General features: G+C 70.2%; 25 protein-coding genes. 13 read left to right on the forward strand and 12 right to left on the reverse strand.

Annotated features, from left to right (window positions below; all coding sequences use genetic code 11):
- Nucleotides 1-2 precede the first annotated feature (2 nt).
- The 4 genes from ABT053_RS30260 (at nucleotide 3) to ABT053_RS30275 (ending at nucleotide 3543) form a co-directional block, all read left to right on the forward strand.
- Nucleotides 3-800 carry an ABC transporter permease gene (locus ABT053_RS30260; RefSeq protein ID WP_350973685.1) on the forward strand — a complete coding sequence of 266 codons (798 nt, stop codon included), beginning with the start codon at nucleotides 3-5 and terminating at the stop codon, nucleotides 798-800.
- A 118-nt stretch (nucleotides 801-918) separates the two neighbouring features.
- Nucleotides 919-2148 (forward strand): sensor histidine kinase, encoded by a 1230-nt coding sequence (locus ABT053_RS30265; RefSeq protein WP_350973512.1) that lies wholly within the window; start codon nucleotides 919-921, stop codon nucleotides 2146-2148.
- A gap of 289 nt (nucleotides 2149-2437) precedes the next feature.
- A complete protein-coding gene (locus ABT053_RS30270) occupies nucleotides 2438-3031 on the forward strand; it encodes a response regulator (protein ID WP_350973687.1) in 594 nt (197 codons plus the stop codon).
- Between the two features lie 194 nt (nucleotides 3032-3225).
- Nucleotides 3226-3543, forward strand: coding sequence for an STAS domain-containing protein (locus ABT053_RS30275; protein WP_350973514.1), 318 nt, complete (start codon nucleotides 3226-3228; stop codon nucleotides 3541-3543).
- 91 nt (nucleotides 3544-3634) lie between these two features.
- On the opposite strand, the gene ABT053_RS30280 is transcribed toward ABT053_RS30275, so the two are convergent.
- The 5 genes from ABT053_RS30280 to ABT053_RS30300 all read right to left on the reverse strand — a co-directional run bounded on the left by ABT053_RS30280 (nucleotide 3635) and on the right by ABT053_RS30300 (nucleotide 8275).
- Nucleotides 3635-4240, reverse strand: coding sequence for a TetR/AcrR family transcriptional regulator (locus tag ABT053_RS30280; protein WP_350973516.1), 606 nt, complete (start codon nucleotides 4238-4240; stop codon nucleotides 3635-3637).
- A gap of 303 nt (nucleotides 4241-4543) precedes the next feature.
- Nucleotides 4544-5167, reverse strand: coding sequence for a response regulator (locus ABT053_RS30285; RefSeq protein ID WP_350973518.1), 624 nt, complete (start codon nucleotides 5165-5167; stop codon nucleotides 4544-4546).
- A gap of 3 nt (nucleotides 5168-5170) precedes the next feature.
- The gene (locus ABT053_RS30290; protein ID WP_350973519.1) at nucleotides 5171-6586 is read right to left on the reverse strand and encodes a histidine kinase; all 1416 of its coding nucleotides are present in this window, start codon (nucleotides 6584-6586) and stop codon (nucleotides 5171-5173) included.
- Complete coding sequence (locus tag ABT053_RS30295) at nucleotides 6544-7329, reverse strand: ABC transporter permease (RefSeq protein ID WP_350973521.1); 786 nt, start codon at nucleotides 7327-7329, stop codon at nucleotides 6544-6546. Before ABT053_RS30295 ends, ABT053_RS30290 begins: the two co-directional genes overlap by 43 nt.
- Nucleotides 7330-7432: 103 nt before the next feature.
- Nucleotides 7433-8275, reverse strand: coding sequence for an ABC transporter ATP-binding protein (locus ABT053_RS30300; RefSeq protein WP_350973523.1), 843 nt, complete (start codon nucleotides 8273-8275; stop codon nucleotides 7433-7435).
- A 201-nt stretch (nucleotides 8276-8476) separates the two neighbouring features.
- Here ABT053_RS30300 and ABT053_RS30305 point away from each other — a divergent pair, with 201 nt between their 5' ends.
- The 3 genes from ABT053_RS30305 to ABT053_RS30315 all read left to right on the forward strand — a co-directional run bounded on the left by ABT053_RS30305 (nucleotide 8477) and on the right by ABT053_RS30315 (nucleotide 10634).
- The gene (locus tag ABT053_RS30305; RefSeq protein WP_350973524.1) at nucleotides 8477-9646 is read left to right on the forward strand and encodes a helix-turn-helix domain-containing protein; all 1170 of its coding nucleotides are present in this window, start codon (nucleotides 8477-8479) and stop codon (nucleotides 9644-9646) included.
- Nucleotides 9647-9743: 97 nt separating this feature from the next.
- Entirely contained in the window at nucleotides 9744-10232 is a 489-nt protein-coding gene (locus ABT053_RS30310; protein ID WP_350973526.1) for an ATP-binding protein, read from the forward strand.
- 177 nt (nucleotides 10233-10409) lie between these two features.
- Nucleotides 10410-10634, forward strand: coding sequence for a DUF397 domain-containing protein (locus ABT053_RS30315; protein WP_350973527.1), 225 nt, complete (start codon nucleotides 10410-10412; stop codon nucleotides 10632-10634).
- A 58-nt stretch (nucleotides 10635-10692) separates the two neighbouring features.
- Here ABT053_RS30315 and nucS read toward each other — a convergent pair whose 3' ends face one another.
- The 5 genes from nucS to ABT053_RS30340 all read right to left on the reverse strand — a co-directional run bounded on the left by nucS (nucleotide 10693) and on the right by ABT053_RS30340 (nucleotide 14474).
- Complete coding sequence (nucS, locus tag ABT053_RS30320; protein WP_329091017.1) at nucleotides 10693-11352, reverse strand: endonuclease NucS; 660 nt, start codon at nucleotides 11350-11352, stop codon at nucleotides 10693-10695.
- A 125-nt stretch (nucleotides 11353-11477) separates the two neighbouring features.
- Nucleotides 11478-12632: an ABC transporter permease gene (locus ABT053_RS30325; protein ID WP_350973529.1), complete on the reverse strand. Its 1155-nt coding sequence runs from the start codon at nucleotides 12630-12632 to the stop codon at nucleotides 11478-11480.
- On the reverse strand, nucleotides 12629-13507 hold the full coding sequence (locus ABT053_RS30330) for an ABC transporter ATP-binding protein (protein WP_350973532.1): 879 nt from the start codon (nucleotides 13505-13507) through the stop codon (nucleotides 12629-12631). Before ABT053_RS30330 ends, ABT053_RS30325 begins: the two co-directional genes overlap by 4 nt.
- Nucleotides 13504-14019: a winged helix-turn-helix domain-containing protein gene (locus ABT053_RS30335; protein ID WP_350973534.1), complete on the reverse strand. Its 516-nt coding sequence runs from the start codon at nucleotides 14017-14019 to the stop codon at nucleotides 13504-13506. The genes ABT053_RS30330 and ABT053_RS30335 overlap by 4 nt, the downstream gene beginning before the upstream one ends.
- Nucleotides 14016-14474 carry a hypothetical protein gene (locus tag ABT053_RS30340; protein ID WP_350973536.1) on the reverse strand — a complete coding sequence of 153 codons (459 nt, stop codon included), beginning with the start codon at nucleotides 14472-14474 and terminating at the stop codon, nucleotides 14016-14018. Before ABT053_RS30340 ends, ABT053_RS30335 begins: the two co-directional genes overlap by 4 nt.
- Nucleotides 14475-14642: 168 nt before the next feature.
- On the opposite strand from ABT053_RS30340, the gene ABT053_RS30345 reads away from it, so the two are divergent.
- The 4 genes from ABT053_RS30345 to ABT053_RS30360 all read left to right on the forward strand — a co-directional run bounded on the left by ABT053_RS30345 (nucleotide 14643) and on the right by ABT053_RS30360 (nucleotide 16968).
- Nucleotides 14643-14783: a hypothetical protein gene (locus ABT053_RS30345; RefSeq protein WP_350973537.1), complete on the forward strand. Its 141-nt coding sequence runs from the start codon at nucleotides 14643-14645 to the stop codon at nucleotides 14781-14783.
- Entirely contained in the window at nucleotides 14780-15100 is a 321-nt protein-coding gene (locus ABT053_RS30350; RefSeq protein WP_350973539.1) for an Rv1322 family protein, read from the forward strand. Before ABT053_RS30345 ends, ABT053_RS30350 begins: the two co-directional genes overlap by 4 nt.
- Before the next feature lie 213 nt (nucleotides 15101-15313).
- Nucleotides 15314-16027, forward strand: coding sequence for an alpha/beta hydrolase (locus ABT053_RS30355; RefSeq protein WP_350973540.1), 714 nt, complete (start codon nucleotides 15314-15316; stop codon nucleotides 16025-16027).
- A 149-nt stretch (nucleotides 16028-16176) separates the two neighbouring features.
- The gene (locus ABT053_RS30360; RefSeq protein ID WP_350973542.1) at nucleotides 16177-16968 is read left to right on the forward strand and encodes an alpha/beta fold hydrolase; all 792 of its coding nucleotides are present in this window, start codon (nucleotides 16177-16179) and stop codon (nucleotides 16966-16968) included.
- Between the two features lie 336 nt (nucleotides 16969-17304).
- On the opposite strand, the gene ABT053_RS30365 is transcribed toward ABT053_RS30360, so the two are convergent.
- Nucleotides 17305-18588 carry a DivIVA domain-containing protein gene (locus ABT053_RS30365; RefSeq protein ID WP_350973544.1) on the reverse strand — a complete coding sequence of 428 codons (1284 nt, stop codon included), beginning with the start codon at nucleotides 18586-18588 and terminating at the stop codon, nucleotides 17305-17307.
- Nucleotides 18589-18745: 157 nt separating this feature from the next.
- Nucleotides 18746-19207 carry a methylmalonyl-CoA epimerase gene (mce, locus tag ABT053_RS30370; RefSeq protein ID WP_350973546.1) on the reverse strand — a complete coding sequence of 154 codons (462 nt, stop codon included), beginning with the start codon at nucleotides 19205-19207 and terminating at the stop codon, nucleotides 18746-18748.
- Nucleotides 19208-19290: 83 nt separating this feature from the next.
- On the opposite strand from mce, the gene ABT053_RS30375 reads away from it, so the two are divergent.
- Together ABT053_RS30375 and meaB are read left to right on the forward strand one after the other, a co-directional pair.
- On the forward strand, nucleotides 19291-20478 hold the full coding sequence (locus ABT053_RS30375) for an acetyl-CoA C-acetyltransferase (RefSeq protein ID WP_350973548.1): 1188 nt from the start codon (nucleotides 19291-19293) through the stop codon (nucleotides 20476-20478).
- Nucleotides 20475-21419: a methylmalonyl Co-A mutase-associated GTPase MeaB gene (meaB, locus tag ABT053_RS30380; RefSeq protein WP_350973549.1), complete on the forward strand. Its 945-nt coding sequence runs from the start codon at nucleotides 20475-20477 to the stop codon at nucleotides 21417-21419. The genes ABT053_RS30375 and meaB overlap by 4 nt, the downstream gene beginning before the upstream one ends.
- The last annotated feature ends 59 nt before the right edge of the window (nucleotides 21420-21478 follow it).

Here is a 21478-nt window from a genome sequence, read left to right on the forward strand (position 1 = left end):
CGATGAGAACCGACGTGCTGCACGCGATCAGGCTCGCGAGGCTCGACCTCACCCTGGTGGGCAGGAACACCACGGTCCTGTTCAACGTGCTCCTGCTGCCGCTCCTGATGGCCTGGGTGTACACCCAGGCCGTGGGCGCCGAGAGGATCGACGGCGTGGCCGGGAGGCTGTTCGTGCTGACCGGGTTGCCGGGGCTGATCCTGGTGTTCGCGGTCTTCATCAACCTGGTGAACTCCTTCACCGCCCGGCGCGAGGAGCTGGTGCTCAAGCGGCTGCGCGCGGGCCAGCCGTCGGGCCCGGCGATCCTCGGCGGCAGCGCGCTCGGGGCGCTCACGCTCTATCTCGCCCAGGTGGCGCTCCTGGCCGTCTGGATCCAGCGCGCCGAAGGGGCCACGATCGCCAACGTGCCGATGCTCGTGACCGTCGCCGTCCTGGGGGTCGCGCTGTTCTGCCTGCTCGCCGCCGCCTTCTCCGGTCTCACGCCGAACGCCGAGCTCGCCCAGGTCACGGTGCTGCCGGTGCTCCTGGTCGTGCTGGTCGGCGCCCCGGTCGCCTTCCCCGCCGACGCGCTGCCCGGTGTGCTGGGCGGGGTCTCCGCCCTGCTCCCGGCGACCCCGGTCGTGGAGATCGCGCGTACCGCCTTCCTGGGCGGGGACCACGTCTCCGGGGGCGGGGAGGCGCTGAGCGTGGGCGGGCAGTGGGTGGCCGCGCTGCCCTCCTTCGCGATCCTGCTGGGCTGGCTCGTGGTGGCCGGGCTGCTGGCCCGGTGGCTGTTCCGCTGGGAACCCCGGCACGGCTAACGTTCATAACGAAATGTCAGTAAATATCGGTGAAAAAGGGGTGAGGCGCCTCGCGCGCCTCGTCTTTTCCGTGGTTCCCCGGGGGAAGCGGCGGTCTCCCCTGCAGCGGTTCCGCCGGATGACCGTCTTCACCATGACCCTGGGCATCGTCATGGCCTGGGTCGGCCCTCTCGGCGAGCTGGGGGAGGAGAACGGGCACCTCGGGCTCCCCCTGCTGCTCGTCGGGGTGCCGGGCCTGGTGGTCTTCACCGTCCTCTACATGAGGATCCTCAACGCGGCCGTGGCCGGGACCACCGCGACGGGTGAGATCGTCGGCTCGGCCGCGGTCGCGGTGATCCTCATGCTGACCCAGGGCGGTGACCCCTGGACCTGGGGACTGCTCGGCCCGGCGTGGGCGTCGGGCGCCGCGCTGCTGCTGGGCAGGTCGGCCACGGTCGCCGCCACCGTCGTGGCGATCGCCGTCAGCCTGCTGCTCGCGCCGCCGGGCACCGATCCCTCTCCCGGGCTCGCCGAGATCTTCGTGCCGCCGTACGTGGAGAGCACCCTTCCCTCCCTCAGCGCCTACCTCGGGGTGGCCGCGGTGTCGCCGTGGGCGAACCGGCTCCAGCTCTGGTTCTGGCGAGTGGTGAGGGCCGCGGAGGAGGGCAAGGAGGCGCAGGCGAGGCTGGCCGTCACCGAGGAGCGGCTCCGTTTCTCCCGCGACCTGCACGACCTGGTCGGGCACAGCCTCTCCGCGATCGCCGTCAAGAGCGAGGTGGCCGCCAAGCTGTCGGGGGTGGACGCCGCGCGGGCGGCCGGGGAGATGGACGAGGTACGGGTCCTGGCGCGGCAGACGCTCAAGGAGATCCGCGCGGTCGTGCGCGGCTACCGTACGGTCGACCTCGCCGCCGAGCTGCGCGCGATGACCGCGGTGCTGGAGGCGGGCGGCATCCGCTGCACGCTGGAGACGCCGCGCGACCAGATCCCCGAGGGGGCGGCCACCCTGCTGGCCTGGGTGGTCAGGGAGGGCACCACCAACGTGCTGCGGCACAGCTCCGCCACCGAGTGCCGCATCTCGCTCACCGTCCGGGAGAGGTACGCCGTGCTGGTGATGACGAACGACGGGGTGAAGGGGACGAGCGGATCGAACGGGACGGGCGGGGGGCACAGGGTGACCGGGGCCGACGGAGCGGACGGGATGGACGGAGCGGACGGGGTGGACGGAGCGGACGGGGTGGACGGCCGGGGCGGGACCGGCCTCATCGGGCTGTCGGAGCGGGTCGCCGCCCTCGGCGGGACCGTCACGGCGGGTCCCGGCGGCCCCGGGGAGTTCAGGCTGCGGGCGACGGTTCCGCTGGGGGGAGAATGATGATCCGGACGATGGCCGCGGGGCCGGACCGGCCGGTGGGGACGAGCGGTCCGGCCGGTGCGAGCGGTCCGGTGAGGGCGTGCCGTACGGTCGGGACGAGCGGTCATGGGGGAGCGGGCCGTCCAGTCGGGACGAGCGGTCCGGTGAGGGCGTGCCGTACGGTCAGGGTGAGCGGTCCGATGGGGGCGTGCCGTCCGGCTGGGGCGAGCGGTCCGGCTGGGGCGAGCGGTCCGGCTGGGGCGAGCGGTCCGGCTGGGGCGAGCGGTCCGGCCGGGGTGAGGGGGGCGCGGTGATCCGGGTGCTGCTGGCCGACGACGAGCACCTGGTCAGGAAGGCGATCGCCACCCTGCTCGGGCTGGAGCCGGACGTCGAGGTGGTGGCCGAGGTGGCCAGGGGGGACCTGGTGGCGGCGGCCGTGCTGGAGCACCGGCCCGACGTGGTCGTGCTGGACATCGAGATGCCGGGGATGGACGGGCTGAGCGTCGCCGAGACGCTGCCGGGCCACGCGGTGCTGATGCTGACCAGCTTCGGGAGGCCGGGACACCTGAGGCGGGCACTCGCGGCCGGGGTGCGCGGCTTCATCCCCAAGGACGCCTCCGCCGACGAGCTGGCGACGGCGATCCGCAAGGTCCACGCGGGCGGGCGCTATCTCGACCCGGAGATGGCCGCCTCGGCGATGATGGCGGGGGAGAGCCCCCTCACCGAGCGCGAGCGCGGGGCCCTGGCGCTGGCCGCCCAGGGGGCCTCGGTCGCCGAGATCGCCGCCGCGCTCACCCTCACCCAGGGCACCGTCCGCAACTACCTGTCCAGCGCCATCACCAAACTGGGCGCGACCAACCGGATCACCGCGATCCGATCGGCCCAGCAAAAAGGTTGGCTTTAAACCGCGTTTTCTCACTTGATTCGGGCAAGGGACTCACATGTTCGCCTGAAGGTTGGCCTCGGAACCGAGGGAGGTTCGCACCTTCTTGTACGTTTTGACATCGTATGAATGCGGTGCGTGATCGGACGGCTGTGGTGACGCACCGCCGTTGTGCCGGGCCGATGCCCTTCGGCGGCCGGGCGTGAGGAGGAGGCATGCGCGTCCCTGGTAACCCCCGGGCTCAGGTGGTCGGCGTCGGCAATCGTCTCGACGTGGGAACCGTGGCCCGAGTACGCCCGCGGCTGCACGATGCGGTCGACTCCGGGCGCGGCGACCTGATCGTAGATCTTTCCAGGCTGGAAATGATCGATGCCACCGGTCTCGGGGTGCTGGTGGGCACGCATCGCCGCGCCGTGGGCGCGGAACGCCGACTCATCCTGCGGGGGGTGCCGCCGAGGGTGATGCGGGTGCTGGCGGTGACCCGGCTCAACCGGGTCCTCACCGTCGAGCTTCCCGTGGCCGCGGTGGCCTGATCCGGACGGCCGCCGGGGTTCGGGGCGACGGCGGCGCCGGAACACGTTCGGAGGACGGGCCTGGCGGGCCCGTCCTCGTCTCCCACCGGTGTCAGGTCACGAAGGACCTGTGGAAGATGTGCGTGGCGGTGTCGATCAGGTCGTCGACCGGAGGCGGGTCGTCGGCCAGGACCCACTCGATGAGCAGTTCCTGGACCGCTCCGATCATGCCCAGCGAGAGGAGACGCCGGTTGGCCTTCGTGGCCTCCGGCAGGTCGGCGACGTTCGACTCGATCATCTTGATGAAGGACGCCACGGCCGACTGTCTGGAGGTGGTGAGGCAGTCGCCCGCCCGGCGTACCTCCAGATGCATGATCCGCGCGCGGCGCCTGTCACCGGTGACGAAGTTGATGTAGCTGGTGACCCCCGTCTTGACCCGGGCGGCCAGGGTGTCGGGGGCCTGGTCGACGGCTTTCGTCATCTCCTCCAGCGTCTCGCGCACGCACCGGTCGTACACGGTCTGCATCAGCTCGTCGCGACCCGAGAAACACTCGTAGAAGGCGCGATTGGAGATGCGTGCCGCGGCGCACAACCTCTCGATCGTCGTTTCCGGGAACCCGGGGTCGGCGTAAAGGTTGTACGCCGCGGAGACCAGGCGCTCCCGGCGTTCAGCCAGTCGCTCCTCCGCCGACATTCCCCGGTAGGACCGTCCGTTCATGTCAAGCTCCCGCAGGTCAGCGCGAGGTTGACAGATACTCGCTTTATCACTTCCACCTCATGGTTCTGGCCCCCGGAATCAACCATTATGGGTGCAAGATCCTTTTTGCGGAAGGGTCGTTGTATTATTTCTTACATTCAAGGTGCAAGAAGGTGACAAGTCTGAGTAGTCGGTCAAGGTCCTTCCGTTCGCACGAATGAGGTTAGGCCCATTCCGGGCGAGCGGGAAATCCCGATTGCGGCTCGCGACGATCCGGGAGCGTTGGGTCCCGGGCCGGTGCTCAGCGGGTGAGCGGTCCCCTGCTCAGCGGGTGAGCAGGCCCCGGTCCAGGGCCGTGGTCACCGCGGCGGTGCGGTCGGAGACGCCGAGCTTGCCGAAGACGCGCAGCAGGTGGGTCTTCACCGTGGTCTCGCTGATGAACAGGGTCCTGCCGATCTCCGCGTTGGTCAGCCCCCTCGCCACCAGGGAGAGCACCTCCGTCTCGCGCGGCGACAGCGTCTCGGCCACCGGAGCGCGCATCCGGGTGACCAGCCTGGTCGCCACCGACGGCGACAGCACGGTCTCCCCGCGCGCCGCCGAGCGGATCGCGGCCATCAGATCGGCCCTGGAGGTGTCCTTCAGCAGGTAGCCCGCCGCGCCGGCCTCGACCGCCCGTACGATGTCGGCGTCGGTCTCGTAGGTGGTCAGCACGACCACCCGGCTCTCCGGCCGGACGGTGAGGATGCGCGAGGTGGCGCTCACCCCGTCCCCGTCCGGCATGCGCAGGTCCATCAGGATCACGTCCGGCGCGAGCTCGCCCGCGCGCACCACGGCCTCGTCCCCGGACGCCGCCTCGCCCACCACCGTGATCCCGGGGTCGGCCTCCAGCATGCCTCGAAGGCCCTCCCGGACCACCGGGTGATCGTCGACGATCATCACGCGAAGCATGTGTCACACCCTCTGAGCGGGCTGGCCGGGCTGGCTTGTTCGGCTGCTCTGGTCGGTCTGGTTTGTTCGGCCGGTCTGGTTTTGGTCGGTCCGGTCGATTCGGTCGGTCTGGTCGATTCGGTCGGTCTGGCTGGTCTGGCTGGTCTGGTTTTGGTCGGGCCGGCCGGTCTGGTCGCCGGGGGCGTCGGTGGTGAGGGCGGCCCGGTCGGTGGGGACGATCACATCGAGGGCGGTCCCCCCGCCGGGGAGTCCCGCCACCGTGAGGGTCCCGCCGACCTGTTCCACGCGGGCGCGCATGCCCCGCAGGCCGTACCCCTCGCCGCCGAGCGGTTCGAAACCGCGCCCGTCGTCGCGTACCTCCAGCCGCACGGAGCCGTCCCGGTAGGCGATCGAGACCGCGACCGATGTCGCGGCCGCGTGCTTGCGTACGTTGGCCAGGCCCTCCTGGGCGGCGCGGACGAGCACCACCTCGACCGGCGCGCTCAGCGGCCGGGACTCCCCGCGCACCTCGAACCCGCCGGCCAGGCCCGTCTCCTCGCCGAGCCGGTTCGTCAGCCGCCGCAGCGCCTCGTCCAGGGTCGAGCCGTCCAGCGGCGCCGGGCTCAGCGTGGTGACCAGCAGGCGGGCCTCGGTCAGGTTCTCCCGCGCCGTCTGGATGGCCAGTGCCAGGTGGCGGGACGGGTCCGGCTGCGCCTCGGCCGCCTGGATCAGCATGATGATGCTGGTGAAGCCCTGCGCCAGGGTGTCGTGGATCTCCCCGGCGAGCCGCTCGCGCTCGGCCAGCGCCCCGCGTTCGGCCGAGAGCCTGGACACCTTGGCCCGGCTGCTCTCCAGCTCCTCGATGAGCGCGGCCCGCTCCTCGCTCTGCTGGGTGATCCGTTCGATCCAGACACCGAAGATGGCGGAGAAGAAGATGACGATGGTGGTGACCATCACGAAGTTGAACAGGTCCGGATCCCCGACCAGGAACAGGTAGCGGATCATCGGGGGGAGGTTGAGCGCGACCACGGCGACCATCGCCCGCCTGGCGGGGAAGACGATGAAGCACTGCGGGCAGAGCCCGAACAGCGCGAACGTCGCGTACGGCGCGATGAGCCCGGGGACGGTGAACAGTGTGATCAGCAGGGCGATGTAGACCGCCCTGCGCGTCCGGTCCTCGGCGACGATCGCCGGACGGCCCAGCAGGACGTAGAGCGGCAGGATCGCGAGCAGGCAGCCCGCCACGATCACCTTCTCGCGTACGGGTATGTCCATGCCGAGCGCGGTCCAGCTGGGCAGGAGAATCGCGATGACCAGGAGCACCTCCCAGCCCCACAGCGACTCCCAGGCGTGGGCACCGGCCCCCCGGGCGGGGGGCTCGGCGTGGTCGGCGGGGCTCATCCGTCGCGGCGGCTCTTCCAGCGGAACGTCATCAGGCACAGCACCAGTCCTCCGACCGCCCAGGCTCCCAGAACCAGGGCGACTCGGTCGAGTTCGTACGATTTCGCGACCTCAAGTGTGACTCCGGCGTCACCCAGGAAGACCGACCGGAAGCCCTGGCACATCCACTTGAGCGGGAAGACCGAGGCGACGTTCACCAGCCAGGCGGGCAGCTGCCCGATGGGGATGAACACCCCGGAGATGAACTGCAGCACCACGAACGGCATCGCGATCACCGCGCTGGCGCTCCTGGCCGACCTGGGCAGGCTGCTGATCGCGACCCCGAGCAGGGACGAGCCGACCACGCCGAGCACGAACACCCAGGTGAAGGTCACCCACCTGGACGCCTCCGACGGCAGTTCCAGGCCGAACAGCGTGACCCCGATGGCCAGCAGGATGACGACCTGGAAGAAGGAGACGGACAGGGTGTTGAGGGCCTTGCCGATGAAATAGGAGGTACGGGGCAGCGGGGTGCCCGCCAGCCGTTTGAGGGTGCCGTCGTCGCGGTCCATCGCGACGTTGATGCCGAGGTTCTGAAACCCCGTCATCGTGGCGGTCCCGATCAGCCCTGCCACGTAGAGCTGGGAGACGGTGAGGCCGGTCCCCTCCATCTCACCGGAGAAGATCGAGCCGAAGAGCACCAGCATGATGATCGGGAGGGCGAAGGTGAAGATCACCGCTTCCCGCTCGCGGAAGAACATCCTGTTCTCGATGACCGTCCGTGACAGCCCCAGTCGTGTCACGGAAGGTTGCCCGGCCCGGAGGGCCGGGGCGGAAGGTCGGGCAAGGGTCTGGCTCATCTGATTGGTCACCTCGGGGGATTTTTGAAGCTCGTACGGGAGACGGTCAGGCGGGGGTCTCGATGAGGCGGAGGTAGACGTCCTCCAGGGTGGGACGGGTCACGGCCAGCTCGGGGACCTCGCCGTCGAAGCGGGCGGTCAGCTCCAGGACCGTCCTGGTCGGCGTGTCCGTCTCCAGGGAGTGGTGCCCACCCTCGTCGGACCAGCTCACCAGGGCCTTGGCGGCGGCCCTGCCGCCCAGGGTCTTGGGCTCGCCCTCGGCCACGATCCGCCCCCCGGCGACCACGGCCACCCGGTCGGCCAGCGCCTCGGCCTCGTCCAGGTAGTGGGTGGTGAGCACGATCGTGGTGCCGCCACGGGCCAGGCCCGCGATCAGCTCCCAGAACTGCCTGCGGGCCTCCGGGTCGAACCCGGTGGTCGGCTCGTCCAGGAAGAGCAGCTCCGGGTCGCCGATCACCCCCAGCGCGACGTCCACCCGGCGCCGCTGGCCGCCCGAGAGCTTGCGGATGCGCTGGTCCGCCTTCTCCGTGAGGCCGACCTGCTCGATCACCTCGTCCGGGTCCTTGCTGCCCGGGTAGTAACCCGCGAAGTGCCGCACGGTCTCCCGTACGGTCGCCTCGGCCACGTCGTTGGCCGTCTGCAGCACGATGCCGATCCGCGAACGCCACGCGCGGGTGGGCCTGCCGGGGTCGACACCCAGGACGCTGACCTCCCCGGCGTCCCTGGTCCGGTGCCCCTCCATGATCTCCACCGTGGTGGACTTCCCGGCCCCGTTCGGGCCCAGGATCGCGTACACCTCGCCCGCGTGGATGTCGAGATCGATCCCCCCGACGGCCTGGACCTCGCCGTAGCGCTTGGTCAGGCCTCTCACTCTCACCGCTGTGTCCATGCCTCAAGCGTCGCGTTCACGGGGTCCGCGCGGCACCAACGTTCGATGGAACCCCGTGTCCACCGAACGAAGGACACGGGGTTTCGTCATTCCTCGGCGCACGACCTCGGGACGGATCTCCCGCCACCGGACGTACGGGGGACAAGCTCAGGGTCGTACACCCACTGCCAGGGATATTCGTTCCGGCTTAGCATGAGTCACATGGCCACGATGGGCGAGCGGGTCGTCAACCTCCGGAAGCGGCGTGGCATGAGCCAAGCGGAGCTCGCCTCGGTCTCTGGAGTGTCCGCCTCCCTTATCCGGAAGCTTGAGCAGGGGTCCCGCTCGGACGTGAGGTTGGAGACTGCCCGCAAGATAGCCGCAGCGCTTCGCGTGCCCACCACCATGATCATCGTCGACGGTATCGGTGACCAGGCGGACGCGGAGACCGCCGACCGTTGGGGAACGGTCCGTCGCGCGTTGCACGGTCTTGGCGATCAGTCCGAAGAACCGCCGACCGTGGAGGGTGTCCGTACAGCGTTGGACGCTTCGATGCCGTTGTGGAAGAGCGACAAGTACGCGGAGTTGGCCACGAGCCTTCCCAGGCTGCTGGCGGACACCGACACGCTCGTGGGCGCCGATCGGTCACAACGGTTCGTGCGTGCCCGCCTGCTTCACCTCACGGGCTGGCTCCTCACTCAAACCCGGCAGTTCGAAGCGGCGGAGCTTGCCTTGCTGCGTGGTCTCGACGACGCGGACGACCTGCTGGAAGCGGCGGCGATCGTCAGTACACGGTGCTGGCTGCTCCTGCGACAAGGACGACTTGAGCAGGCCCGGCAGCTGGCGATCAAGTGGGCGGACGATGTCGAGCCCCGCATCTCACGTGCGACACCTCAAGACCTGTCGGCCTGGGGATGGTTACTTCTGCGCTCGTCGGCGGCTGCCGTACGGGACAACAGGCCTGGGGAGGCGGAGGACGCGATCCGTCTCGCGCGTACGGCCGCCGTCGCGATGAGCCGTGACATCTCTCCGGGGGGCGACTTCCTGCGTACCTTCGGCCCGATCACCGTGGCGATGAAGCGGGCGGAGAACGCCATGGTGGAAGATCGCCCCGACCTTGTCCTGCGCATGTCGCAGGCCATCTCCATCAACGACCTCGCTCCTACCTCCAACAACCGCAATCGTCATCTCCTTGATGTGGCGGATGCTCATCGCCGGTCACGTCAGTACGTTGAGGCATTCGACGTCCTGCGCCGGATCAAACAGGACTCTCCAGAGTGGATCGTCAACCAGGGCTACGCGAAAGACATCCTCAAGGGTATTTTTGCCCGTAGACGCACCCTTACCGGCGACATGCGCGATCTAGCAGATTTCGTTCAGCTGGACTACTGAGTAGTGACACGAGATGTGTCAGTTCGCTTTCCGATCTCCGCAGAGTGGCACAAAGTCGATCTAGTCGTGTGGCGTCGCGCAGTCATACGGTTTCCCCATGCGAAATCCGGATGCGAGAGAAGAGCAGTACGGGGGCGATAGACGTCACACCTGCGACTCGGATCGCGAGACCAAGGGAACGCTGCTGGGTGTCACCGACTTGATCGGCTCCCCGAAGTCTGTGGCCCGAGCGCGTGAGTATGTCAGGCAAAGGCTCGGTGCCGGTCATCCGGCCCTGGAAAATGTGACCTTGCTTGTTTCGGAACTCGTCACCAATGCCGTGATCCACTCCGATTCCCGCAACGGCGGCAGAGTCACCCTCGCTCTCGTCGACGGCTATGACTTCATACACGCCGATGTCGCGGACGAGGGCAGCGAATCCGTCCCGCAAGTCAGCACGGACATGTTCGCAGAGGGAGGGCGAGGTCTCTTCCTCGTAGAGGCGATATCCAGTCGCTGGGGCATCTATACCGACTGCGCCGGGCGAACCGTATGGTTTCAAGTGGGATACCAACGAGATGACATTTTCTGCTGTCCTCGCCAGTGAATCATTGGCCCCATGAGCGGATTACCTGATCGTGAAAGACTTCGGGAGTCAAGCGGGATACGCTGATGCTCGACCATTTTGCGCGCGGCCGCACTGCCGGTAGAGGCGTCAAGGACGCTCCTGGCGAAAGTCGCGGCCGAGCTTGAGCGGTGATCGCCGGGGAGAAGGGACGCGGGGATGTCCGTCAACGATCAGCCTGTAGACCTGTCGGGCGCCGAGTGGCGCAAGAGCGCGCGCAGCAACGGCCAGGGTGGTGCCTGCGTCGAGGTGGCACGGAACCTGCCCGGTGTCATCGCCGTCCGCGACAGCAAGAACCCGAGCGGCCCCGCCCTGGTCTTCACGCCCGCGGAGTGGTCGGCGTTCCTGGGCGGGGTGCTGGACGGAGAGTTCGGCACGCCGTAACGGCAGTCGTCGGACCAGTGAGCCCCGGCGGTATCCGGGGCCGACGAGGTCCGGGCTGTCAGAAGAGGGTGTCGTTGCGTTCGATGCCGCGCAGCTCGTCGTAGTCGAGGGTGACGCAGCGGATGCCGCGGTCCTCGGCCAGGGTCTTGGCCTGGGGGGCGATGCTCTGGGCGGCGAGGATTCCGGCGACCGGGGCGAGCAGGGGGTCGCGGTTCATCAGTTCCAGGTAGCGGGTGAGCTGCTCCACGGCGTCGATGTTCCCGCGGCGCTTGAGCTCCACGGCGACGGACGCGCCCGTGTGGTCGCGGCAGAGGATGTCGACGGGGCCGATGGCCGTCATGTACTCGCGGCGGACGAGCGTCCAGCCCGCGCCCAGGGTGGTGATGTGCTCGGCGAGCAGCTCCTGCAGGTGGGCCTCGACCCCGTCCTTGATCAGGCCCGGGTCCACGCCCAGCTCGTGGCTGGTGTCGTGGATGATCTCCTCCATGGTGAGGACGAGCTTCTCACCGGTCTTGCCGTGGGTCACCGTCCAGGTGCCCTCCTCCTCGCGGAGCTTGCACGGCGGGTTCATCCAGTTGAGCGGCTTGAAGGCCCGGTCGTCGGCGTGGATGGAGACGCTGCTGTCGGCCTTGATGAGGATGAGCCGGGGCGCCATCGGGAGATGGGCGGTGAGCTTCCCGACGTAATCCACGCTGCACCGCGCTATGACCAGACGCATGACCGAACCCTATCGGCCGGACGGGGCCCGGATCCCCGCGATCCGTCCGGACGCTCCAGCGGTGGCCCGGTGAGAGGAGACGTAGCTCCCCGGGCCGTACAAGCCCGGGGAGCCACGCCGAGAAGTCAGCGCATCGCCTCGGAGAGCTTGACGCGGGCGCCGGTGCGCAGGACCGCGCGGCTGTAGATGCGCGCGCCGAGCATGAGGGTGCCCGCCGTCGCCAGCAGCATCAGGACGGCCGCCACGGCGATCTCCCACAGGAGCACCTCGCCCCCGGCCATCCTGACCGGCATGACCATCGAGGAGAACGGCGGCACCAGCGACAGGATCCTGGCCACCGGGCTGTTCGGCTGGACCGCCGCGAAGTAGGCGACCAGATAGGTGATCATCATGAGCATCGTCATCGGGGTCAGGACGCTGTTCGCGTCCTCCTGCCTGGACACCAGCGACCCGAGCGCCGCCGCCATCGCGGCGAAGAAGGCGTATCCGAGGATGAACCAGAACAGGGCGCTCACCACGATCCCCGTCATCCCCGGGGGCAGGTCGGCCGCGAGGCCGGTCGCCGCCGCCGCGCCGAGACCGGCGACGATGATCACGACCATGTTGGCCAGCGCGAGCGCGCCCAGTCCCGCGATCTTGCCGCCGAGCAGCTGCCAGGGACGGACCGAGGTGAGCAGGATCTCCACGATCCGGCTGCCCTTCTCCTCGACCACGCCCATGGCGACGTACATGGAGGAGTAGATGAGCAGGAAGAACAGCACCATGACGAGCAGGGACGCGATGCCCACCCGCACGCCCGCGTAGCGGGCGTCGGCGCCGACCGAGACCTGCTCCAGCGGGGCGACCCGCATGGCGGCGGCCACCTTGGCCGGGTCGAGGCCCGCCTCGGACAGCTGCCGCTGGGTCTGGGCGCTCTGGTTCGCGGTCTCCAGCAGCAGGCCGAGCTCACCGCCCACCTCGCCGTCGGCGAGGACCCTGCGGCCGTCCACCACGGCGGCGTCCACGTCGCCCGCGGTGACCGCGCCGCTCGCGGAGGCCTCGTCGGGGAACTCCCTGACGGTGAGCCTCACGTCCTTCGCCGCGGCGCTCAGCGCCGGTCCCAGCGCCTGCGACTGCGCGCCGGTGAGTCCCACGGTGTAGGAGTCGGGCCCGGAGAAGAGCTTGGGCAGGAACGCCAGGGCCGCGACCAGGATCGCGCTGACCACGAGCCCGATGACGAACGCCTTCGTACGGCCGCGCGTGACGATCTCCCGTCGCGCGACCAGCCACAACCCGTTCACGCGACGGCCTCCCTGAAGATCTCGGTGAGTGTGGGGCGCTGCCAGCCGAAGTGCTCGACCCTTCCGGCCTTGACCGCGAGCTGCAGGATCTCCTGGCCGTCGCCGTCGACGCCCGCGACGAGGACCTCGTCGCCCTTCTCGGTGACCTCTCCCGGCAGGGAGGCGGCCCAGCCGGGGGAGGCGTCCCTGACGACGACCCTGAGCAGGCCGCGTCCCTCCCGGTCGCGCAGCTCCTCGACCGTGCCGCTGGCCACCACGCGGCCCGCGGAGATGATGCCGACCGAGTCGCAGAGCCGCTCGACGAGGTCCAGCTGATGGCTGGAGAAGAGCACCGGCACGCCCGCGGCGCACCGCTCGGCGAGCACCGCGGCCAGCGCGTCGACGGCGAGCGGGTCGAGCCCGGAGAAGGGCTCGTCCAGGATGAGCGCCTCGGGATCGTGCACCAGCGCCACCGCGAGCTGCACGCGCTGCTGGTTGCCCAGGGAGAGCGCGTCCACCGCGTCGTTCGCGCGCTCGGTGAGCGAGAGCCGTTCGAGCAGCTCGCCGGTGGCCTTCTTCGCCCCGGCCGTGGTCAGGCCGCTGAGCCTGCCGAAGTATTCGACCTGCTCGAAGACCCGCATCTTCTGGTAGAGGCCGCGCTCCTCCGGCATGTAGCCGAACCGGCGCCTGTCGTCGAACGTCAGGCCCTTGCCGTCGCGGCGCACGGAGCCCGAGTCGGCGGTGAGCACGCCCATCAGGATCCGCATGGTGGTGGTCTTGCCCGCGCCGTTCGCGCCGACGAAGCCGAACATCTCGCCGGGCCTCACGGAGAACGTCACGCCGTCCAGGGCGACCTTGTCGCCGTACCGTTTGTGCAGGTCGTCTATCTCGATCATTGGGGGGATCCCTCGGTGAGGCGTCTCAACACGGAGACGTAGTCATGGAACGCCCGGCGGCCCTCGTCGGTCATGGCCAGCCAGGTGCGTGGACGCTTACCCACGAAGGCCTTCTCCACGTGCACGTATCCGGCCTCCTCCAGGGTGATGACGTGCTTGGAGAGCAGCGAGTCGCTGATCTCGATCGTGTCGCGCAGGAAGCGGAACTCGGCCCTGTCGGTGGCCGACAGGGCGGCCATGATCGACAATCGGACGGGCGCGTGGATGACGTCGTCGAGGTCGTGCCTGGGGTGTGAGCCCGTGCCACCCCCGGCGCTGCCCGTGCCACCCCCGGGGCCCTCTGCGCTTTTCGCGCTTCCCGCGCTTCCCGTGCTCCCTGTGCTCCTCGTGTCGCGCGCCGTCCGGCCCGCGCGGCCGCCCGTACGGCGCGGGCGGCCCGCTTCCTGCGTGCCGTTCGTGTCGCTGTCCGGGGTGTCGTGCGGGTCGCCGTTCGCGTCGTGTGCCGTGCTCACCGCTCCGCCCGCAGCACGCGCCATGCCGCGTAGAGGGGCGGGACGCTCGCGCAGAGCGAGAGCGCGATCAGCGCCGCGCTCCAAACGCCGCCCGGGTCGTCGGGCTGGAAGAACGCGCCGAACACGAAGACGATCATGACCAGGACGACGTACGAGATCGTCACGGGACCGTTCGTCCTGTTGGCCCAGGTGACCTTCGGATCCTGGACCCTCATGCCGCCGAGGTATCCGACGAACAGGACGGTCAGGACGATCCACGCCACCCCGGCCGTGGCCCGCGACCAGGCGGGGCCGAGGAACATGACGGGCCAGTAGACGATCGTGCCCAGGCCGACGACCGCGTAGAGCAGGCCGACGACGCGTGCCGGGCGCCGGGCGCGCCGGTCGACCTCGGCGATCCGCCTCAGTGCTTCCTCGGGTGTCAGCTCGTCCTTCACGTCTCCCCCTCTGCTCATGTTTTCAAATAGTAGTTACCACTCAACTCTCGTTCAAGTACTTTCTGTCCGCTCTTCGGCTACCCGACCGGCTTTTGGGGTAGCCGGTACCTCTCTGGGAGACTGTTGCGATGCCGGAAAGGGCGGTTCACCACGTGGGGTGGGCCTGGCGGGCAGGGCGGGAGAGCGATGAAGAGCACTTTTGAGGCGACCTCGGCGGCCGGGGTGACCGGGACGATCCGGGTGACCCGGGCGGCACGGTCGACCCGGGCGACCGGGACGGACGGCCTCGGCGCGGCGTGGGTCCGGAGCATCCGAGACCTGCCGTGAGCCCCCGCAAGGCCCGCCGCGCCGACCCCTTCGACCGCGGCGGCAACCGGGGACACGCCCGTCCCGTCGGCGGCTCCGTGCCCGGCGTCGACCGTACCGAGGAGTGGCCCGACGGCGACTGGCAGGTGCGCCGGGTCACCGGCGGCGCGGCGGACAAGGTCTACCGCTGCCCCGGCTGCGACCAGGAGATCAGACCCGGCCTGCCGCACCTGGTCAGCTGGCCCGCCTGGCAGGGCGGCGAGGACGAGCGCAGGCACTGGCACACCGCGTGCTGGCGCAACCGGGTCAGGCGCGGTCCCGGCCGAAGCAGATACTGACCGACCGGCGACCGGCACGACCGGCACGACTGACCGCGACCGGCAGACCGGCATGACTGGCATGACTGGCTACAACCTGCACGACCTGCACGACCGGTCGCGATCGGCATGACTGACCGCGACCGAGCACGATTGGCACGACCGGCTACGACCTGCACGACTGGCTACGACCGGCGCTGACGCCGGGCGGCCGAAGCGGATTCGAGGAGAGACATGGAGATTCGGGCCTCTACGGTGCTGCCCGCGCGCAGGGAGCCGATCGAGCTGCACACCGGCGACGGCCTGATGCTCGTCGGCGAACTGGCCCTTCCCGCCGACCGGCCGCCGGTGGCCACGCTGGTCTGCCTGCACCCGCTGCCCACCCACGGCGGCATGATGGACAGCCACGTCTACAAGAAGGCGGCCAACCGGCTGCCCGCCCTCGCCGACCTCGCCGTGCTGCGGTTCAACACGCGCGGCACCACCTCGGACCGGGGCACCTCCCAGGGCGCCTTCGGCGGAGGTGAGGACGAGCGCATGGACGTCGCCGCCGCCCTGGAGTACGCCGACTTCCACGACCTGCCCCGGGTCTGGCTGCTCGGCTGGTCCTTCGGCACCGAGCTGGCGCTCAAGTGGGGCCGCGACCCGCTGGTGGAGGGCGCGATCCTGCTCTCCCCGCCGCTGCACCGGGCCACCGACGCCGACCTCGACGCGTGGGCGGAGTTCGGGCGCCCGCTGACCGCGATGGTCCCGGAGTTCGACGACTACCTGCGTCCCGAGCAGGCCCGCGAGCGCTTCTCCAGGGTGCCCCAGGCGGAGGTCGTCGGGGTGGACGACGCCAAGCACCTGTGGGTCGGCGAGCCGTACGTGCGCATCGTCCTCGACCGGATCGTACTGCGGGTGAATCCGGCCGCCCACCCCCTGCCCACCGAGGTCCCGGACGCCTAGGGGCCTGTCCGGTTCGGACCGCTCACGGGACCTTCGTCGCCGTATCGCCGGGCGGGTCCCGTTCGTTTGACGGCGCGGTTACAACAAGGTCGTAAACGGTTGTGGAACCGGGGGTGTCAGGAGAGGGCCCCGGGAATACGGTGGACGGCGTGCAGCTGTACACACGGTCGGCTGGAGAGGGGCTTCCGGTCGTCCTCCTTCACGCGTTCCCCCTCTCGTCGGCCATGTGGCTGGCCCAGCGGGAGGGGCTGTCCGCGGTCTGCAAGGTCATCACCCCCGATCTGCGCGGCTTCGGCGGCTCGGTGCTGGGCGAGGACGAGCCCTCCCTCGACGTGATGGCCGACGACGTCGTACGCCTGCTGGACCGCGAGGGTGTGGACCGCGCTGTCGTCGGCGGGCTGTCCATGGGCGGCTACGTGACGATGGCCCTGTGCCGCCGCCACCCCGACCGGCTGCTGGGGGTGATCCTCGCCGACACCAAGGCGGGGGCCGACCCGGAGGCCGCCAGGTCCAACCGCGAGCGGATCGCCGCCGAGGTGCTGGAGGAGGGCACGTCCGTCCTGCTGCGGGAGGTGCTCCCCGGGCTGGTCGGGCAGACCACCGTGCGGCGCAGGGCGATGGTGTTCGGGCGGGTGCGCGGGCTGGTCCAGTCGGCCCCGCCGACGGCCGTCGCCTGGGCGCAGCGGGCCATGGCGGGCCGCCCCGACTCCTTCGACACGCTGCGGGCGCTCAAGACGCCCGTCCTGGTGATCGTGGGCGAGGAGGACGAGATCGCCTCGCCCGCCGAGGCGGGCGCGATGGTCGAGGCCGTGCCCGACGGGCGGCTCGCCGTGATCGAGAAGGCCGGTCACCTCAGCGCGATCGAGCAACCCGAGGCGTTCAACCGGGCGGTGTCCGGCTTCGTCGCCGAGCTGGCCGGAGGATCCCCGCCCCGCGACTGAGCGGGCCTGCCGCGGGGTCACCGTCTCGCGAGTGAATGGTGCCTACCGTGGAGTTACCGTCTCCCGGGTGAGCGGTGCCTGCCGTGGGGGCACCGGCTCGCGGGTGCGCGGCGCGGTCGCCGTGGCCAGGGGGCGAGGCAGAGGCCAAGGGGCAGGCAGGTCCGTACGAGCCGAGCGGACTCGCACGAACCGGGCAGACCCGTACGAGCCAGGCGACGGGAAGAGACCAGACAGAAAAACGGCGGGAAGAGGGACGGGACAGGAAAAGAGCCTGGCGGCCGTTAAGGTCGCCAGGCTCTTTCGCAGCCGTCGTCAACGCCCCGAGTCAGCGGCCGCCTACTCCTGCCACCACTCCGCGTCGTCGTCCTTCGTCTCGGCCCTGGCGGGCGCGGGAACCGGCTTCTCGGCGCCGTTGGTGGCGGCGGGGATGGCCGGCTTCGGCGGTGCCGCGGCGATCGCGGGCTCCGGCTCGGCGGCCGGGAGCGGCGCGCCACCGAGCAGCTGGCGCAGCTGCGCGAGGTGGCTGGTGATGCTGTCGCGCTGACGGGTCAGCTCGTCGACCTGGCGCTGGGCCACCGAGCGGCTGCGCTCGGACTCGGCCTTCGCCTCGGAGACGATGGACTCGGCGCTCGACTTGGCCTCGGACACGACCTGGTCGGCGTTCTTGCGCGCGTTGGCCAGCAGCTGCTTGGCGTGCGTGTCGGCCTCGCGGCGGGTCTGCTCGGCCTGCTGCGTGGCCTTGGTGGCCCGCTGCTCGGCGGTGGCCGCGCGCTGCTCGGCGGTGGCCGTCAGCTGCTGGGCCGCGGCCTGCGCGTTGGCGTGGCGCTCGGCCTCCTGGCGCTCGGCCTCCTCGCGCCTGGCGGCGAGCTGGATCTCGAACTCCGCCTCGTCCTGGGCCCGCTTGGCCTCGGACTCCTCCAGCACCCGCTGGGCCTGGGCGCGCATCTCGTCGGCCTGGCGCTTGGCGGTGGTGAGGACCTCGTCGCGCTCGCGCTTGGTCGAGGCGCGCAGCTGGGCCACCTCGCGCTCGGTGGTGGTGCGCAGCTTGGCGATCTCGCGCTCGGAGTCGGCGCGCTTCTCGGCCACCTCGTGGTCGGCGGTGGCCCGCAGCTTGGAGACCTCGCGCTCGGTGGTGGCGGTCAGCTCGTCGGCCTCGCGGCGGGCGGTCGAGCGGATCTCCTCGGCCTCGCGCTCGGCGCTGGTGCGCATCTCGTCGACCTCGCGGGTGGCGAGGGCGCGCTTCTCGGCCGCCTCGTTCTCGGCGGCGGCGCGCAGGTCGGCGGCCTCGACCTTGGACGCCGCCTTGATCTCGTTCGCCTCGGACCTGGCGGCCTGGACCAGCTCGGTCGCCTGCTCCTCCGCCAGGCGGAGCAGTTGCTCGATGCGGGCGCCGAGCCCTGAGTAGGTCGGGCGCTCCTGCTCCTGAAGCTGGCGCTGGGAGTCGGACAGATCCCGCTGCAGGCCCTGAACCTGCTCCCGGGACTGCCGGAGCTCGCCGTCGAGCTGCTTCAGGTGGTCGTGGACCTGGTGCCGGTCATAGCCACGGAGCACCACGTCGAATTCCCGAGCGGGGGCGTCTTCAAAGAAGTTGTTGAGCTGGGCGTCGATGTCGGACTGCATGGAGGCTCGATCCTGGGTTGTCGAGACGGCTACACGGGCCGGACGGGGGTTTCAGGCATCCGAAGCGGGAGCCGGGGCGGGATCCACGTCCGGTGGTACGCCAGCGTACTCCGCCGGTGCCGAGTTGGCGGTCTCGTCCGGCTTTATGCGTGACTTGTTACGTATCAGCGTTTCTTGCATTCGGGGTGACCCCGGCTTGCCTTTCCGCGGCCTGTACGAGTTCGGTGAGCATTCCCCCGACGTCTTTGGGATGAAGAAAGGCGATCGAGGAGCCCAGGGAACCGTGGCGCGGCTGCTTGTCGAGGAGGCGGACCCCCTGGTCGCCGATCTTCTCCAGGGCCTGCACAACGTCCGGGACGCCGAAGGCGACATGGTGAACGCCTTCACCGCGCTTTGCGAGAAATTTGCCGACCGGCGTGTCGGGCCCGAGCGGTTCGAGAAGCTGGATATAAGATCCACCGCCTTCGCCGTCGGCGATGTGCAGCATGGCCTCCTTCACCCCCTGCTCGGTGTTCACCTCACGGGCCACCACCGTGAGCTCGAAGACCCGCTCGAAGAAAGCGATCTTCTCCTCCAGGTCGTGGCAGGCGATGCCCACATGATCGATGCGCATGAACATAGGGACATCCTCCATGGCGATCGCTGATGTACTCATGGGTATGGTGGCAAAGTCGCCCCAAGCCCGCCAGGGAGGCTCCACTTATGTCTGGTTCCGTCATCGTCGCCGGAGCTCGTACGCCCATCGGAAGACTGCTCGGCTCGCTGTCCGGGCTGTCGGCCGCCGAGCTCGGCGGCATCGCCATCAAGGCCGCGCTGGAGCGTTCCGGCGTCGCCCCCGAGGCCGTGCAGTACGTGATCATGGGGCAGGTGCTCCAGGCGGGCGCCGGTCAGATCCCCTCCCGCCAGGCCGCCGTCAAGGCGGGCGTCCCGATGAGCGTGCCGTCCCTGACGATCAACAAGGTCTGCCTCTCGGGCCTGGACGCGATCGCCCTGGCCGACCAGCTCATCCGCGCCGGCGAGTTCGACATCGTGGTCGCGGGCGGCATGGAGTCCATGTCGAACGCCCCGCACCTGCTGCCCGGCCTGCGCAGGGGCGTGAAGTACGGCTCCGCGGGCATCGTCGACTCGATGGCCTTCGACGGCCTCACCGACGCCTACGACCAGGTGGCCATGGGCGAGTCCACCGAGCGGCACAACGCGCGCCTCGGCCTCACCCGCGAGGAGCAGGACGCCTACTCGGCCCGCTCCCACGAGCTCGCCGCCGCCGCGATCAAGAACGGGACGCTCGACGACGAGATCGTGCCGGTGGCGATCCCGCAGCGCAAGGGCGATCCGGTGGTCTTCTCCGCCGACGAGGGCGTGCGCGGCGACACCACCGCCGAGGTCCTGTCGCGGCTGCGCCCCGCGTTCACCAAGGACGGCACGATCACCGCCGGGTCGGCCTCGCAGATCTCCGACGGCGCCTGCGCGGTGGTCGTGATGTCGAAGGCGAAGGCCGAGGAGCTCGGCCTCGGCTGGCTGGCCGAGATCGGCGCCCACGGCAACGTCGCGGGCCCCGACAACTCGCTCCAGTCCCAGCCCGCCAACGCGATCAAGCACGCCCTCGGCAAGCAGGGCCTCTCGGCCGCCGACCTCGACCTGCTGGAGATCAACGAGGCCTTCGCGCAGGTCGTCCTCCAGTCGGCCAAGGAGCTCGGCGTCCCCCTCGACAGGATCAACGTCAACGGCGGCGGCATCGCCGTCGGCCACCCGATCGGCGCCTCCGGCGCCCGCATCGTGCTCACCCTCGCCCACGAGCTCAGGCGCAGGGGCGGCGGCCTCGGCGCGGCCGGTCTCTGCGGTGGTGGCGGGCAGGGCGACGCCCTGATCATCCGCGTCCCCTCGGCATGACCGCGGAGGTCTCCGACCTGGTCGCGATGGCCAGGGAGGGAAGGCCGCGGGCCGTGGCCCGGCTGATCTCCATGGTCGAGAACGGCTCCCCGCGACTGCGGGAGATCACCGGCCTGCTCTGCGCGGACCGGCCGAACCGGGCCCGGATCATCGGGCTCACCGGCTCTCCGGGCGTCGGCAAGTCCACCTCGACCGGGATGCTGGTCCACGCGTTCCGCAAGCGGGACCTGAGGGTCGGGGTGCTCGCCGTCGACCCGTCCTCGCCGTTCACCGGCGGTGCGCTGCTGGGCGACCGGGTCCGGATGCAGGACCACGCCACCGACCCGGACGTGTTCATCAGGTCGATGGCGAGCCGGGGGCACCTGGGCGGATTGTCGTGGGCCACGCCCCAGGCGCTGCGCGTCCTGGAGGCGGCCGGTTGCGAGGTCATCCTCGTCGAGACCGTCGGGGTCGGCCAGGCGGAGGTGGACATCGCCTCGATGGCCGACACCACCGTCGTGCTGCTCGCCCCTGGGATGGGCGACGGCATCCAGGCGGCCAAGGCGGGCATCCTGGAGATCGCCGACGTGTTCGTGGTGAACAAGGCCGACCGCGAGGGCACCCAGGCCACCGTCCGCGAGCTCCGCAACATGATCGCCCTGGTCGAGCGGCCCTGGAGGCCGCCGATCGTGCAGACCGTGGCCTCCCGGGGTGAAGGAGGCGAGGAGGTGGCCGACGCCCTTGGCGACCACCTGGCCTATCTGGAGGCGTCGGGCGAGCTCGTCCGGCGCCGCCACGCGAGGGCGAGGGACGAGATCGAGGCGATCGCCCTCACCACCCTGCGCTCCCGTTTCGCCCACCTGCACGGCGACCGGCGTCTCGACGCCCTCGCCACCCGCGTCCTGGACGCGGGCCTCGACCCCTACACCGCGGCGGACGAACTCCTGGCCGCCGCGGGCTGAGCGAGGCTCACGCGCCTCCATCGCTGTTCATGTGTCCGGGGCCCGTACGCCGTGTCCGG

This window comes from Streptosporangium sp. NPDC002524, assembly GCF_040295985.1.
Lineage (GTDB): Bacteria > Actinomycetota > Actinomycetes > Streptosporangiales > Streptosporangiaceae > Streptosporangium.

Excerpts from the sequence above, each read along its gene's own strand:
- ABT053_RS30260 (WP_350973685.1), top strand. The coding sequence starts at position 3 with ATGAGAACCGACGTGCTGCACGCGATCAGGCTCGCGAGGCTCGACCTC.
- ABT053_RS30265 (WP_350973512.1), top strand. The coding sequence starts at position 919 with ATGACCGTCTTCACCATGACCCTGGGCATCGTCATGGCCTGGGTCGGC.
- ABT053_RS30275 (WP_350973514.1), top strand. The coding sequence starts at position 3,226 with ATGCGCGTCCCTGGTAACCCCCGGGCTCAGGTGGTCGGCGTCGGCAAT.
- ABT053_RS30280 (WP_350973516.1), bottom strand. The coding sequence starts at position 4,240 with ATGAACGGACGGTCCTACCGGGGAATGTCGGCGGAGGAGCGACTGGCT.
- ABT053_RS30285 (WP_350973518.1), bottom strand. The coding sequence starts at position 5,167 with ATGCTTCGCGTGATGATCGTCGACGATCACCCGGTGGTCCGGGAGGGC.
- ABT053_RS30300 (WP_350973523.1), bottom strand. The coding sequence starts at position 8,275 with ATGGACACAGCGGTGAGAGTGAGAGGCCTGACCAAGCGCTACGGCGAG.
- ABT053_RS30305 (WP_350973524.1), top strand. The coding sequence starts at position 8,477 with ATGGCCACGATGGGCGAGCGGGTCGTCAACCTCCGGAAGCGGCGTGGC.
- ABT053_RS30310 (WP_350973526.1), top strand. The coding sequence starts at position 9,744 with ATGCGAAATCCGGATGCGAGAGAAGAGCAGTACGGGGGCGATAGACGT.
- ABT053_RS30315 (WP_350973527.1), top strand. The coding sequence starts at position 10,410 with ATGTCCGTCAACGATCAGCCTGTAGACCTGTCGGGCGCCGAGTGGCGC.
- nucS (WP_329091017.1), bottom strand. The coding sequence starts at position 11,352 with ATGCGTCTGGTCATAGCGCGGTGCAGCGTGGATTACGTCGGGAAGCTC.
- ABT053_RS30330 (WP_350973532.1), bottom strand. The coding sequence starts at position 13,507 with ATGATCGAGATAGACGACCTGCACAAACGGTACGGCGACAAGGTCGCC.
- ABT053_RS30340 (WP_350973536.1), bottom strand. The coding sequence starts at position 14,474 with ATGAGCAGAGGGGGAGACGTGAAGGACGAGCTGACACCCGAGGAAGCA.
- ABT053_RS30345 (WP_350973537.1), top strand. The coding sequence starts at position 14,643 with ATGAAGAGCACTTTTGAGGCGACCTCGGCGGCCGGGGTGACCGGGACG.
- ABT053_RS30355 (WP_350973540.1), top strand. The coding sequence starts at position 15,314 with ATGGAGATTCGGGCCTCTACGGTGCTGCCCGCGCGCAGGGAGCCGATC.
- ABT053_RS30365 (WP_350973544.1), bottom strand. The coding sequence starts at position 18,588 with ATGCAGTCCGACATCGACGCCCAGCTCAACAACTTCTTTGAAGACGCC.
- mce (WP_350973546.1), bottom strand. The coding sequence starts at position 19,207 with ATGTTCATGCGCATCGATCATGTGGGCATCGCCTGCCACGACCTGGAG.
- ABT053_RS30375 (WP_350973548.1), top strand. The coding sequence starts at position 19,291 with ATGTCTGGTTCCGTCATCGTCGCCGGAGCTCGTACGCCCATCGGAAGA.
- meaB (WP_350973549.1), top strand. The coding sequence starts at position 20,475 with ATGACCGCGGAGGTCTCCGACCTGGTCGCGATGGCCAGGGAGGGAAGG.